The organism is Moraxella sp. CTOTU48717, from assembly GCF_032057165.1.
GTDB classification, from domain to species: domain Bacteria; phylum Pseudomonadota; class Gammaproteobacteria; order Pseudomonadales; family Moraxellaceae; genus Faucicola; species Faucicola tetraodonis.
The window spans coordinates 26,822-40,361 of the sequence record NZ_DAMBBC010000015.1; the positions used below are offsets into that span (position 1 = coordinate 26,822).

A 13,540-nucleotide genomic window follows, 5' to 3' on the forward strand; every position below is an offset into this window, starting at 1 on the left:
CATAATCAATTCGTCAATGTGGTCACGCAATGTAGCTATATCAACATACCTTAAGCATACATCAAACCAAAATTAGGTCAACCTATTATAAATAGTCATCTTTGAAAGCATAAGGCAAATTTTGTCCCGATGAGTCTACAAAAAAATCATGCTTATTTTTGCGACAATGTTAATATCACGCTAGGATAAAAGTACAACAGGAGGGAAATTACTGTGAAGAAAATGATTGTTAGCACGTCCACGTCATGTCTAGACGACCTTGGCATTCCAGACAATGTCAAAATGTTGCCGATGAATATCCATATGGGCGGTGCCAATTATCTAGATGGACAAGACCTAAGCCTAGATAGGCTGTCGCGTGTTCTACTCGATAACCCCAATATCGAAATCAGTACCTCAGCGCCCACTGAAAATCAGCTCATTGAATTCTTTTATCAACTCATCAAAGAAGATGTGCAAGAAGTTTTAATCATCTGTTTATCCTCTTCTTTAAGCCAAACCTACAATAACTTGCTCAATATTAGCTCGATGTTTAGTCATCGCATGAAAATTTATCTCTATGATTCACGCACGATTTCACATGGCGAAGCGGTTCTTGTACAAGAAGCCTCACGCTTACTCAAACAAGGCATGGAAGTCCCACAAATCATCACCGAAATCAACCGCCTGCGCGATAAAATCCATATCTATTTGGCAGTTGATAACCTTAAAGGTATGATTCGTACCAAGCGTATTTCAGCGCCAGTCGGCTTTTTCGCCAATTTATTCGGTATTAAACCGATTGTAAAAATGGAAGACTCAGGTCAAATGGTCGCCTTTGAAAAGGTGCGCAGTTTTGAAAAATGTATTGAGCGACTCGCGGATGCTGCCATCACCGCCGCCAATGGTAAAAAAGGTACAATGTATGTGCTTAGCGGTAATTTAAACCCTCATACTAAATCACTACTTAACTATTTATCGTCACGCGGTTACGTTAACACCGAAGTTCTTCCTGCCGCCAGTGTCTCTATAGCAAATATCGGTGTGTTCACCCTTGGCTGCGTATTTGTCGAAGACTAAACCCTGACTGGGTTTGCTAGCTTATAAAATAACAGGCGGGCTGTCTGTTTTTGTCATTTTTTTATATTTGTGAAAAAGCAGATTGATATATAGGATTTGGTCAAAATCCTTGTTATGATAAAGGCGTTTATTTATTAACTACAGGGATGTCGTTATGCCAAACTTCCATACAGGGCTGGAAAAAAATCCTGCCAACTATACCCCGCTTACTCCCATTGATTTTATTGAGCGTACTGCTAGCATCTATCCCGATCAAACGGCGATAGTGTATAAAGATTATGAGCACAATGACCTACGTCAAAGTTGGGGCGAAACCTATAATCGCTGCCGCAAAATGTCGGATGCCCTAAAAAAACTGGGCATCGATAAAGACGATACTGTTGCAGTGCTACTGCCCAATACCCCAGCCATGGTTGAAGTCGCGTTTGGCGTACCGATGTCTGGTGGTGTGCTATGTACCTTAAATACCCGTTTGGACATCAATGCTTTGGTCTTTTGCCTACAGCACAGTGAAGCGAAAGTATTGATTGTCGATACTGAGTTTGAACAGCATATTGCGCTGGTTCAAGAGTCATTTCCCAACTTAATTATCATTCATGCCACCGACCCTGCTGTCACGCCCACTGAACAGTTTGGCAACATGACGTATGAAGAATTCATCGCCTCAGGAACCGACTTAGACAACTGGGAAAAACCAACTGATGAATGGGATGCCATCGCGCTCAACTACACATCAGGTACCACAGGCATCCCAAAAGGCGTGGTGTATCACCATCGTGGTGCGACCTTAAATGCTGTCTCTAATATTTTAGATTGGGATATGCCAAAGCACCCTGTGTATTTATGGACGCTACCCTTGTTTCACTGTAACGGCTGGAGCTTTCCTTGGAGCATTGGCGAGCGCGCGGGTACCAATGTGTGCTTGCGCAAAATTGATGCTGATTTGATTTTACGGTTGATTGCCGATGAAAAAGTCACCCATTATAGCGCCGCACCTATCGTGCACAACATGATTGCCAATGGTAATGAAGCGCTGAAAAAAGCCATCAAACATGAAGTACGTTGTAATGTTGCAGGCGCGCCACCCCCTGAATCTTTGCTTGCCAAAATGGAAGAAATGGGCTTTAAAATCACGCATGTCTACGGTTTGACAGAAGTATATGGCCCCGTCACCTTGTGTGTTGAGCGCCCAGAATGGGATGATTTGACTGTCAGTGAACGCGCGCAAAAAAAATCCCGCCAAGGCATGAACTCACATCTGCTAGCGGGGTTTGATGTATTCAAACAAGGCACCACCAACCCAGTTGCAGCTGATGGTAGCGAAATTGGTGAGCTTGCTATCCGCGGCAATATGGTGATGAAAGGCTATCTAAAAAACCGTAAGGCCACCGCAGAAGCCTTTAACGGTGGCTGGTTTAAGACCGGTGACTTGGGCGTCAAATACTCGGATGGTTATATCAAAATTATGGATCGGCTCAAAGACATCATCATCTCGGGCGGTGAGAATATCTCAAGTATTGAAGTAGAAAACGTACTGTATCGTATGCCAGAAGTAGAAAGCTGTGGGGTGGTTGCTGCTCCCCATGACAAATGGGGTGAAGTACCGGTAGCCTTTATCGAAATCCGCGAAGGCTCGACGCTAGATCGGGAAGATATCATTGCCCATTGCCGTAAATATTTGGCAGGCTTCCAAGTGCCTAAACATATTATTTTTGCGCAAATTCCAAAAACCTCGACGGGTAAAGTGCAAAAATTTGAGCTACGTCAAGCGGCGCGCTCACTGGCACATGAAGAAGCAAAAATCACTCACCATCATCCGCAAAGCTATTTGGCAGCGACAGCCGACTCCAATCCGAGCACTGCCATGCCTAGCTCCGCCATACCTAGCTCTGTCATACCTAGCAACACGCAACCCCTACCCAATGATTCATCAGAAGATGCGGCGTACTAAGCCTCAATATTGGCGACTCGTATTGCATATCCTCACTTTTATAGTGGGGATTTTTTTTGCAAAATATGCCTTGAAAACACCCAAAAAATACCCATTTATTTAGAGATTTTCTCATGTTATTTTTAATTAATTATTAACAATCATAAGCGACAATATATGTCGTATATCAGTGATTTAATCCTATAATTTTTCGTATATTTTGTTATTATAGCCTTATCAATTCACTTCTTTTTTAACTTATCCCTACTTTTATATTTTTCCCTTTTTTATTAACTTTTTTTATCAACCTTTTTTATAATAAGGAGTCCTTATGGACGACAATAAAGCCAAAGCTTTAACTGCCGCTTTATCACAAATTGAAAAACAATTTGGTAAAAATACCATCATGCGCCTAGGTGATGAGTCAGCAAAAATCAATGTGGATGTAGTATCTACAGGCTCATTGGGTTTGGATATTGCACTGGGTATTGGCGGTTTGCCAAAGGGTCGTATCGTCGAAATTTATGGTCCTGAAAGTTCGGGTAAAACCACTTTAACCTTGCAAGCAATCGCCCAATGTCAAAAACAAGGCGGGACTTGTGCTTTTATCGATGCTGAGCATGCGCTAGACCCTATTTATGCCAAAAAATTGGGCGTTGATGTCGACGCTTTACTTGTCACGCAGCCTGACAACGGTGAACAAGCGCTTGAAATCACCGATATGCTAGTGCGCTCAGGTGCGGTGGATATGATTGTTGTTGACTCGGTCGCCGCCCTTACCCCACGTGCAGAGATTGAAGGCGAGATGGGCGATAGCCACATGGGTCTGCAAGCGCGCTTGATGAGCCAAGCGCTACGTAAAATCACCGGTAACGCCAAACGCTCTAATTGTATGGTGATATTCATTAACCAAATTCGTATGAAGATCGGTGTCATGTTTGGCTCGCCAGAAACCACAACGGGTGGTAACGCCCTTAAATTCTATGCGTCAGTGCGTTTGGATATTCGTCGTATTGGTGCGGTTAAAGAGGGTGAAAACATCGTCGGTTCTGAGACCCGCGTTAAGGTAATCAAAAATAAACTGGCGCCACCGTTTCGCCAAGCAGAATTTGACATCATGTATGGGACAGGTACCAATCATCTAGGTGAAGTGGTTGACTTGGGTGTCGATATTGATGCGGTCAAAAAATCGGGCGCTTGGTACAGCTACAATGACAGTAAAATTGGTCAAGGTAAAGCCAACGCCATTAGATTTTTGGAAGAAAATCCCCAAATCGCCCAAGAGATTGAAGCCAAAGTGCGTGCTGCTAAGCTTGGTAATGTCGAACCTGTACCAGAAGAAGCCCTTGACGTTGAACCCCCTGAGTTTGTCGAAGGTATGCAATAACTACTTAGCTAACCAAAACCCTAGTTTTTACTGGGGTTTTTGTTTTTAAACCGTCCAACTTGTTCCCCAGCCTGTTAGCTTTTTTTAGTCACGGTTAAAACCGCTATGCCAAATCCTAAATCCTTGTTAGAAACTATCGAAAATCAGTTAATGACTGATGAACAACGCCAAGCTTACCATGACAAGCTTAAAGCCGAGAGCTACATGCGTTGGCTCGCGTTTTATTATCTTGGGCGGCGTGAGCAGTCTAAAAAAGAGCTGCGGGATAAACTACTGGCAAAAGGATGTGATGCGGCGGCTATCGAAGCGCTTTTGAGCGAATTTGAAGCAGAAGGCTATCAAAGCGATGAGCGTATGACGTCTGCATTGATCAAAGAAGGTATCGGCAAGCAGCATGGTACCCAGCGGATTTTTCAAACGTTAAAAAAACATGGATTAACCACCGTCCGTTCGGTCAGTGCGATTAATGCATGGATTGAGACGCACAATGATTTTTTTGAGGATCTATCACTCAATGATATCGAATCAGACAAGCCAAATGAGCAGCTAGATGATGCCTATGAAGTGGATTGGCTTGCCCAAGCGGTGGCAGCACGGGTACGAAAATACGGTGATGCCATCCCGACAGAGCCTAAAGAAAAAGCCCGTCAACTGCGATTTCTGCAATATCGGGGCTTTGCTGCCGATGTGTGTTTTGATGCCTTAAAGTATGACTTAACCACCCTAGCCAATCGCTAGGGCAACGGCTATTTTTTTACCGCCAATTGGTCAAAAATTGCGCCATCTTTAAAAAACTTGCTCATAATCTCATCCCAGCTACCAAAAACTTGATTTGGCTCAAACGTGGCAATTGCAGGAAATTGGCTTTGGTATTTTGCCAAAGTCGCCGCATCCACAGGACGCAAATAATTCTTGGCCATAATCTCTTGGGCAGGTGTATCCCACAAACCTTTTAAATAGGCTTTGGCCAATTCAGTGGTACCTTTTTGCTCGGTAACGGCATTCACCACAGCAACAGGGTTATTAATCTTGACCGAATAACTGGGATAAACAATCTGTAAGTTTTTATCAGCAAATTCTTTTTTGGTGATTTGTGCTTCATTCTCTGTGGTAATCAGCACATCGCCGATTTCTCGTTGTAAAAAGCTTGTTGTCGCTGCCCTTGCACCACTGTCATACACTGCCACATTGCTCAAAATTTGCTTCACCAGCGCTTTGGTTTTGGCTTCGTCATTATTGAAGTGGTGCAAGCCATATCCATACGCACCCAAGAAACCATATCGCGCTGTACCACTGGTTTTTGGATTGGCAATCACGATACTGACACCGGGTTTTGCCAAGTCATCCCAGTCTTTGATTTGCTTGGGGTTGTTGTTGCGAACTAATAGTACCATGGTGCTGGTATAAGGTACCGCGTTATTGGGAAACGCTTGTTGCCAGTTTTTATCCACCAAGCCTTTTTTCACCAGCAGTTCTATATCTGAGGTTTGGTTCATGGTCACCACATCCGCTTTAAGTCCATTGGCCACGCTCAAGGCTTGTTTACTTGAGCCGCCATGCGACTGCTGGATAGTGACGGTCTGTTTTTGCTGCCCCGTAAAAATCGGGTTGTATTCTTTATACAACTCGCGGGACACATCGTAAGATACGTTTAGCAAAGATACACCATTGCCGTTAGCGGCTGAAGCGCTGGCCGTGCTATCGTTTTTGGGCGGGGCTTTTTGGCAGGCAGTTAAGCTTGCCACTGCCATCACTGAGATGCCGGCTAATGCAAAGATTTTACCTTTAGATTGCGTACGGGTAATTAATGGGTGATTTTGGGTCGCGTTTGTCATGTTTTCCTCATAAGTTTTCAAAGTGCCAAGCTAAACATCCAATGGCTTAATGATTGAAAATATAGTAAGGATTTTTAATTATACTGTCTTGGAATATTTAATACTTTCATTATTCCTTAGTTGAATAAAAAAGCCCGTAATGCATACGGGCTTTGAAAGTACAATCCTGCGATTAAAATTTTAAAAACGGGTTTTGAATTTTGGCGCAACTGGATTGGCTTGACCATTAACTGTCGTGGTATTTGCGCCTGCTTGGTTGTTTTGTCCAAATAATGGACCACCGCCACCGCCCATGCCTTTGGTCAACCCTTGCACTGCTTTCATCATTTTGCTGATGCCCGATGGGTCAGATAGCATCTTCATCATTTTTGCCATTTGCTTGTGCTGCTTTAACAGCTGATTGACGTGCTGTACGTCTTTACCCGCGCCTGCCGCGATACGGCGTTTACGGCTTGGGTTGATTTTATCGGGGTTTTTACGTTCAAATGGGGTCATGGAATGAATGAGTGCTTCCATTTCTTTGACCTTTTCTTCTGGTTTGGCATCTGATACCGCTTTTTGAACATCCGCACCGCTCATGCCTGGCATCTTATCCAAGAAGCCCGCCATGCCGCCCAAATTCTTCATTTGTTGGAATTGGGTTAGCAAATCCTCAAGGTCAAACTCGCCGCCTTTTTGGATTTTTTTCGCCATTTTTTCGGCTTTTTCGCGGTCAATTTTTTGCTCGACTTCTTCGACCAGTGACAACACGTCACCCATGCCCAAGATACGCTGTGCCACACGCTCAGGGTGGAAGGGCTCAAGCGCATCAAGTTTTTCACCACGACCCAAAAATTTGATCGGTTTACCGGTGATGGCACGTACCGACAACGCCGCACCACCGCGCGCATCGCCATCAGTCTTGGTCAAAATCATGCCGGTCAAAGGTAGCGCATCATTAAAGGCTTTTGCCGTATTTGCCGCATCTTGACCGGTCATTGAGTCAACGACAAACAAGGTTTCTGACGGGGTGACGGCTGCGGTTAAGGCTTTGATCTCGTCCATCATGGCTTCGTCGATGTGCAGACGACCTGCGGTATCGATAATCAAAATATCTTGAAACTGTACTTTGGCTTGTTCGATGGCGCGTTTGGCGATATCAATCGGGTTTTGGTCAGCACTTGATGGCACAAAATTGGCTTTGACTTGCTCAGCGACTTGCTCAAGCTGCTTGATTGCTGCGGGGCGATAGACGTCGGCAGAGACTAGCATGACTTTTTTCTTATGGCGCTCTTGCAGATATTTGGCAAGTTTACCGGCTGTGGTGGTTTTGCCCGCCCCTTGCAAACCCGCTAGTAGATAGACTACAGGTGGTTTGCCTGTCATTTCAAGTGATTGGTTAGCACTGCCCATCATCTCGGTCAGTTCATCATAGACGATTTTAACAAAGGCTTGACCTGGGGCGAGTTCTTTAAGGACTTCTTGACCTAGGGCTTTGTCTTTTACCCGTGACACAAAATCGCGCGTCACTGGCAAGGCGACATCAGCTTCTAGTAGTGCCATACGCACTTCACGCAAGGTGTCTTTGATGTTGTCTTCAGTTAGCTGCCCTGTACCAGAGATACTACGTAAACTCGTCGACAGGCGTTCGGTTAAGGTTTCAAACATATAATTTCTCTAATCTATTGCTATCAATTTTATAATCTTACTATTTTATGCTAAATTAGCTAAAACTGCTAATATAATACCGATAAAATCGCGATTTGTTGCATGGGTCATGCTAGTATAACCATCGCATTTTGCACGTATTTGATGATTTTTGATGAGGCTAGGGTGTTTGTAATCTTTGTACTTGCGTTAGTCTGTTATGGCTTAACTACCGTCTATTTGATGTGGGCAGTTACGCAACAAAAGCCCATCCGTAAAAGCATGGTGCTTGGGCAATTGCTGATTGGGTTATTGGGTCATGCGGTGGTGTTATATCCTGATATCATTACCCAAGGCGGGCTAAACTTTAATATTTTTAATGTCGTGTCGTTGACGACATTGTTTATGCTGTTATTTTATTGGGGGTTTTGTCTTTATCGCCAAATTTTGCCGCTTGGGATTTTGGCAACGCCGTTGGCATTTTTGGGCATGATGATTGGTTTTTTTGGCGATGCACCCTATCACCCGCTATCAACCATCAGTCCTATCTTACAAGCCCATATCATCATGTCTTTGGCTGCCTATTCGGTACTATTTATGGCAGCGATTGCCGCGATTATGCTACGGCTACAAATCAGCGAACTCAAACGTCAAACCTTTCACCGTGTCTGGGTCGATAAACTCCCTTCACTCCAAAGCATGGAAGCCTTGCTGTTTGATATGATTACTGTCGGTTTTGGCCTATTGTCGATTTCGCTGTTGTTGGGCTTTATCGATACTACCAATTTACTGGCGCAGCATTTGGTACACAAGACTGTGTTTAGTCTGTTGTCTTGGCTGGTATTTGGGGCGTTATTGGTTGGACATTGGCGCTTTGGCTGGCGAGGTCAACGCGCGGCTAATATGACGCTATATGGTGTGATTTTGCTTGGCTTGGCGTTTATCGGGACGAAGTTTGTGTTGGAGCTGATTTTAAACAAATAAAAACCCCAATTTTATCGCTAAAACTGGGGTAAAATGCCGCTTAACTAAGTGATAAGTAAGCGGCTAAATTAAATAACTAGCAATTAGTTAGCCAATTTTGATTGTACGTAGCTGATAGCACTTTGCACCGTGGTCAATTGTGCGCTGTCTTCGTCAGGAATGGTAATACCAAATTCGTTTTCAAAAGACATCACCAATTCAACAAGGTCAAGTGAATCTGCACCGAGGTCATCCATAAATGAAGATTCATTTTTGATGTCTTCTGCATTCACGCCTAATTGCTCAGCTACTGCGGCTTTTACTTTTTGTTCGATTTCGTTACTCATGCTTCTCTCCTTGCATTGGGGTATATGATATATCGAGTAAACTACATATTAGAGCATATTATCATGCTCATTGCCTATTTCAAAATAAAATAATGCAACCTGTTACTATTTCAAAAACTGTATTTTAAGTTCAAAAACTGCATTTTAACGCTCGTTAGGTTGGTGTTTGGCAGGCTAAACCATTTACATGTACATGCCGCCATTGACGTCAAGCACGGTACCGGTAATATAACCTGCTTCTTCACTTGCCAAGAAATTTACCGCAGCGGCGATGTCTTCAGGTTTGCCCAATCTGGCTAGCGGAACGGTATTAAGCATGGATTGAATCAATGCTTCATCAAGCTCGCTGGTCATGTCAGTGTCGATAAAGCCCGGTGCCACGCAGTTGACGGTGATTTGGCGTGACGCAATCTCCCGAGCCAGTGAGCGGGTAAACCCTTCAATGCCTGCTTTGCTTGCCGTATAGTTGGTTTGTCCGGCATTGCCCATCGCAGCGACTACGGAAGTGATATTAATGATACGACCTTGCCGCGCTTTCATCATGCCTTTCATGGCGCGTTTACTGGTACGAAATACCGAGGTCAAATTCACGTCGAGCACGCGCTCCCAGGCATTGTCATCCATCCGCATGAGCAGACCATCTTGGGTAATGCCGGCATTGTTGACTAGCACCTGCACATTGCCAAATTCTTTTTCAATGCTATCAAATAACTGGTTGATTTGCTCGGTATCTTGCACATTGAGCACGCGACCTGCACCACCCAATTCCTGTAGGTAATCATTGACTGCCGCTGCGCCTTCTTCACTGGTAGCAGTGCCGATGACAAGATAGCCTTCATTTGCCAGACGTTTGGCGATTGCTTGACCAATCCCACGGCTAGCGCCTGTCACTAATGCAATACGTTGAGTCATATACTTCCTTGGTTTTTTTATTGGGCTGATAATTGTTGTTTTATATTGTCTAGTTTAGCCACTGTATCGGTCGCTAGTGTGGTAATTTTCTGCGCTTGGCGTTTGGCTAGTCCTGTCAGCACACTACCGCTTCCACATTCGATTTGTAAGGTGACTTGTGCGTCTGCTAAATTATTCTCAATAGTCGACCATAGCACGGGCATATTGAGCTGCTCAATCAAGGCGTGTTTGATTGCAGTGACATCGGTTTCTACCCGTGCATGGCGATTTTGTATCACCGGAATACTGGGTGGGTTAAATGTCACGTTTTCTAATTCTGCGGCAAGCTTATCGGTGGCAGGTGTCATCAGTTGGCAATGTGACGGTACACTGACTTTAAGCGGCATGCTTTTTTTACCGAGTGAAGCGATTTTCTCTGACGCTAAATCCACGCCTGCCACATTACCTGCAATCACCACTTGCCCTGGCGCATTAAAATTGGCTGGGCTGACCACTGCCTGCGTATGCGCCGCTACCACAGCCTCACATATTTGTTGTACATCTTCATCGGGCAGACCTAAAATCGCTGCCATTTTACCTGTTTGTGATTGCATGGCGGCGCTCATATACTGACCGCGTTGATGCACCAGCTTTACAGCATCTGCCAAACTCAATACCCCAGCGGCACACAGCGCACTGTATTCGCCCAGTGAATGCCCTGCAACATATGCCGGCTGTAAATCAAGCTCATCACGCAGCACTCGCCAAATCGCCATACTAGCGGTCAATAGTGCAGGTTGGGTATACGCGGTATCATCCAAAGACGCGGCACCTGACGCCCCTTGGCATATCGCCCACAAGTCAAACCCAAGCGCCTTTGAGGCTTCATCAAACGTTGCTTTGACAGTAGGATACTGGGCTGCCCAATCTTGTAGCATGCCCACACTCTGCGAGCCTTGTCCTGGAAAAATCACAGCATATTTCATAGATGCAGCATTGTGTTGGGATGAAGTGGCTGGTTGATTTGCGCTGGCTTGGCTTTGCATTGGGTTATCCATAATGTCCTAACTTATTATCTTGTACTGCTTATGTTGTACCGCTTATGTTGTATTGCGTCTACTAGACCGCTAAAAAACATGGTCAAAAAAATTTGCTTAGGCGATTTTTTGGTCGATTACTTTACCAAAAGTTATCAGCAAAATCAAAATGGGTCATCAGCTTGGATTGACGTTATAAGCTTATCAAACTTAACTGGCAATAATATAACTTACTATCGAGCCAGCAGGTAAAAGTAAGCCAGTAAATTTATGTGTACAATTGTACTCTGATTATTATGGCATATTGAAAAAAAAATTCTAGTTTTTTCTTTCGGGTATTTTTACATCAAAAACAAATAAAAAAAGGCTGATGAATTATCATCAGCCTTTTTGGTGCTTAGCCAATGCATACTAAGCTACGTCAAAGCCCTGCATTTTGCGTTAATTATTCAGCAACGGCTGCTACTTTGAATAATTGACGACCACGGTAAAAACCGTCTTTGGTCGCATGGTGACGGATGTGTTTTTCACCAGTTGTTGCATCTACAGCAACAGCATTGATTGTGATGCGGTCGTGTGAACGACGCATATCACGGCGTGAACGGCTTTTACGGTTTTGTTGAACAGCCATGAGGTTAGCTCCTGTGCTTCTCGCTATTAAAACATCGTTCCCTTAACCTCATTACATCATCATGCAAACAACTTGATATCGATATTTGGCATGGATATAAGGCAAACTATTGGAACAGACAATCAGATAAATTTATAAACGCCATATTATACGTAAAAAAACCCATTTAGCAAAGCCTTAACCGACATTTAGTGGCAAGTTTTTGTTACTACGTGTAGGACGGCATATCTAATGACGTGGTTGTTATTAACTTTTTAGGCTTGCCAGTACCGCAAACGGATTTTCTTTTTCCGCCACTGCCTCTGGCAACTCGCCGACCTCAGTGACTGCCATTTCGCAGTCATCATGCTTGGGCGCTAATGGCAAATCCACCAATAGTTCATCTTCAATCATCGGTAATAGCCACAGTTTATTGTCATCCGTTAGCTCATCAATCAGGATGATTTCTGTGCCTTCATCAAGCAATGCGACGTGATTTTCATCTTCAAGTAGCGCAAGCTCACTATCGACATCTAGACTCACTGCGACGGGGTCTAGGCAGCGCTGGCAGGTTTGCCAAAGCACGCCCGTGGTGTGTAGTTGCCAAAATACCACGTCCCCTTTTTTCTGAATATCTAGTATCACATCCAGTGGCTGATCGTTGTCATGATGTTCATCACCCAAGGCATAGATACGTGGTAAATCCTTGAGACTCACCTTGCCTTCCCAGTGATAATGGTTATCGTTGTTATACTCCCAACGTGCCAAGTCAATAAACTTAACCAAGCTGGCACTGGCGCCAATCTCACTGGTGGTATTATTGGCGGTTTTGGATGGGGCAGTTGTTGGTACATCTTGCGATGATTGTGATGGCACGTTTGATAAAGAATGTAGCGTCATTTCACCGCTCCTGTTAGTTATGTTGCGTTGTAGTATAAAGCATACTGACGTTCATTGCATGGTAGCATGTTGTTGGCGTGATTTCCTAGTCGATGCGGGCTGTTAAATTGTATAATAGCCATTTTTATCAATCCTACTTTTGCTATGTTCACACACCTATCGCCAATATCCGCACAAATATCACCACAAACCCTTGCTATTTTTCCCTTTATGACGCTGCCTTTTGTCAGTCAATTCGCGGTGGCGCCTGTGTTAGCCAATGATATGGACACCACTGTGATTGACCAACAAAGGGCGCAGTTAGCATTAAAGGTTAATTTTGTGCCCGTACTCGCCAGTATATCAAAGACAAAAAATCGCCCTTTGACTGACTATCAATGGGTATCGGTGGAAGCATTACAAGTGCAATGGCTGATAGGTTGGTTCAAACTGTGGTTTTGCTATCGTGATACGATTTTGGTCAAAGGCGAGCATGAGCCTGAATATTTTGCCGCGACCGATACCGATCCTGCCAAAATTGTGTTCGCCCATGGATTTTTTGCCAGTGCCTTGCATGAAATCAGCCATTGGTGTATGGCAGGTCAAAAACGCCGATTGCTCAATGATTTTGGCTACTGGTATGCGCCCGATGGACGTAATCAGCAGCAGCAGCAACAGTTCGAACAAGTAGAAATCCTGCCGCAGGCGATTGAATGTTTATTGACGCTGGCTTGCAACAAACCCTTTAGCGTGTCTAAAGATAATTTGTTTGCCGATTTTGATACCAGTCAGAGCACTTTTGAAGCCGATGTCCAAGCCCAAGCGGTGAAGTTTTGGCAAACGGGGCAAAAACTGTCAACCGATGCCAAATTCTTGCTAAGCCAGTTAACCAAACTGCGCCCGCTACCATTGACCTCGTTTGATATCTATCATAATTTTATCAAAGTTAGTTTTTATCAAAGTTAATTAAGCCAAT

At 44.2% G+C, this 13,540-nt stretch carries 12 protein-coding genes and 1 pseudogene; 6 read left to right on the top strand and 7 right to left on the bottom strand.

Annotated features, from left to right (window positions below; genetic code table 11):
* Positions 1-222: 222 nt before the first annotated feature.
* The 4 genes and pseudogenes from RT084_RS09400 to RT084_RS09415 all read left to right on the top strand — a co-directional run bounded on the left by RT084_RS09400 (position 223) and on the right by RT084_RS09415 (position 5,114).
* A complete protein-coding gene (locus tag RT084_RS09400) occupies positions 223-1,059 on the top strand; it encodes a DegV family protein (protein WP_050324569.1) in 837 nt (278 codons plus the stop codon).
* Between the two features lie 154 nt (positions 1,060-1,213).
* Positions 1,214-2,845 (top strand): annotated as a pseudogene (locus tag RT084_RS09405) (acyl-CoA synthetase); the annotation flags it as partial.
* Between the two features lie 475 nt (positions 2,846-3,320).
* Positions 3,321-4,376 carry a recombinase RecA gene (gene recA / locus RT084_RS09410; protein WP_313099526.1) on the top strand — a complete coding sequence of 352 codons (1,056 nt, stop codon included), beginning with the start codon at positions 3,321-3,323 and terminating at the stop codon, positions 4,374-4,376.
* Positions 4,377-4,481: 105 nt separating this feature from the next.
* Positions 4,482-5,114: a regulatory protein RecX gene (locus RT084_RS09415; protein WP_312385363.1), complete on the top strand. Its 633-nt coding sequence runs from the start codon at positions 4,482-4,484 to the stop codon at positions 5,112-5,114.
* Positions 5,115-5,122: 8 nt separating this feature from the next.
* Here RT084_RS09415 and RT084_RS09420 read toward each other — a convergent pair whose 3' ends face one another.
* Both RT084_RS09420 and ffh read right to left on the bottom strand, forming a co-directional pair.
* On the bottom strand, positions 5,123-6,211 hold the full coding sequence (locus tag RT084_RS09420) for a sulfate ABC transporter substrate-binding protein (RefSeq protein WP_312385364.1): 1,089 nt from the start codon (positions 6,209-6,211) through the stop codon (positions 5,123-5,125).
* A 180-nt stretch (positions 6,212-6,391) separates the two neighbouring features.
* Positions 6,392-7,858, bottom strand: coding sequence for a signal recognition particle protein (ffh, locus tag RT084_RS09425; RefSeq protein ID WP_219332179.1), 1,467 nt, complete (start codon positions 7,856-7,858; stop codon positions 6,392-6,394).
* Between the two features lie 165 nt (positions 7,859-8,023).
* On the opposite strand from ffh, the gene RT084_RS09430 reads away from it, so the two are divergent.
* Positions 8,024-8,821: a cytochrome C assembly family protein gene (locus RT084_RS09430; RefSeq protein WP_172460484.1), complete on the top strand. Its 798-nt coding sequence runs from the start codon at positions 8,024-8,026 to the stop codon at positions 8,819-8,821.
* An 83-nt stretch (positions 8,822-8,904) separates the two neighbouring features.
* Here RT084_RS09430 and acpP read toward each other — a convergent pair whose 3' ends face one another.
* From acpP to RT084_RS09455, 5 genes are all read right to left on the bottom strand, one after another.
* Positions 8,905-9,147, bottom strand: a complete 243-nt coding sequence (acpP, locus tag RT084_RS09435) for an acyl carrier protein (RefSeq protein ID WP_007115622.1) — start codon at positions 9,145-9,147, stop codon at positions 8,905-8,907.
* Between the two features lie 183 nt (positions 9,148-9,330).
* Positions 9,331-10,059 (bottom strand): 3-oxoacyl-ACP reductase FabG, encoded by a 729-nt coding sequence (gene fabG, locus RT084_RS09440; protein ID WP_312385367.1) that lies wholly within the window; start codon positions 10,057-10,059, stop codon positions 9,331-9,333.
* Between the two features lie 17 nt (positions 10,060-10,076).
* Positions 10,077-11,024, bottom strand: coding sequence for an ACP S-malonyltransferase (gene fabD, locus RT084_RS09445; protein WP_312385374.1), 948 nt, complete (start codon positions 11,022-11,024; stop codon positions 10,077-10,079).
* A 496-nt stretch (positions 11,025-11,520) separates the two neighbouring features.
* The gene (gene rpmF / locus RT084_RS09450) at positions 11,521-11,706 is read right to left on the bottom strand and encodes a 50S ribosomal protein L32 (protein ID WP_007115626.1); all 186 of its coding nucleotides are present in this window, start codon (positions 11,704-11,706) and stop codon (positions 11,521-11,523) included.
* A 246-nt stretch (positions 11,707-11,952) separates the two neighbouring features.
* Positions 11,953-12,585, bottom strand: a complete 633-nt coding sequence (locus RT084_RS09455) for a YceD family protein (protein WP_312385931.1) — start codon at positions 12,583-12,585, stop codon at positions 11,953-11,955.
* Between the two features lie 210 nt (positions 12,586-12,795).
* On the opposite strand from RT084_RS09455, the gene RT084_RS09460 reads away from it, so the two are divergent.
* On the top strand, positions 12,796-13,530 hold the full coding sequence (locus tag RT084_RS09460) for an elongation factor P hydroxylase (RefSeq protein WP_312385930.1): 735 nt from the start codon (positions 12,796-12,798) through the stop codon (positions 13,528-13,530).
* The last annotated feature ends 10 nt before the right edge of the window (positions 13,531-13,540 follow it).

What these genes read in the sequence shown, in the direction of transcription:
- acpP (WP_007115622.1), bottom strand. Translation starts at nt 9,147, where the DNA reads ATGAGTAACGAAATCGAACAAAAAGTAAAAGCCGCAGTAGCTGAGCAA.
- fabD (WP_312385374.1), bottom strand. Translation starts at nt 11,024, where the DNA reads ATGAAATATGCTGTGATTTTTCCAGGACAAGGCTCGCAGAGTGTGGGC.
- RT084_RS09460 (WP_312385930.1), top strand. Translation starts at nt 12,796, where the DNA reads ATGACGCTGCCTTTTGTCAGTCAATTCGCGGTGGCGCCTGTGTTAGCC.
- RT084_RS09420 (WP_312385364.1), bottom strand. Translation starts at nt 6,211, where the DNA reads ATGACAAACGCGACCCAAAATCACCCATTAATTACCCGTACGCAATCT.
- RT084_RS09400 (WP_050324569.1), top strand. Translation starts at nt 223, where the DNA reads ATGATTGTTAGCACGTCCACGTCATGTCTAGACGACCTTGGCATTCCA.
- fabG (WP_312385367.1), bottom strand. Translation starts at nt 10,059, where the DNA reads ATGACTCAACGTATTGCATTAGTGACAGGCGCTAGCCGTGGGATTGGT.
- recA (WP_313099526.1), top strand. Translation starts at nt 3,321, where the DNA reads ATGGACGACAATAAAGCCAAAGCTTTAACTGCCGCTTTATCACAAATT.
- RT084_RS09455 (WP_312385931.1), bottom strand. Translation starts at nt 12,585, where the DNA reads ATGACGCTACATTCTTTATCAAACGTGCCATCACAATCATCGCAAGAT.
- ffh (WP_219332179.1), bottom strand. Translation starts at nt 7,858, where the DNA reads ATGTTTGAAACCTTAACCGAACGCCTGTCGACGAGTTTACGTAGTATC.
- rpmF (WP_007115626.1), bottom strand. Translation starts at nt 11,706, where the DNA reads ATGGCTGTTCAACAAAACCGTAAAAGCCGTTCACGCCGTGATATGCGT.
- RT084_RS09415 (WP_312385363.1), top strand. Translation starts at nt 4,482, where the DNA reads ATGCCAAATCCTAAATCCTTGTTAGAAACTATCGAAAATCAGTTAATG.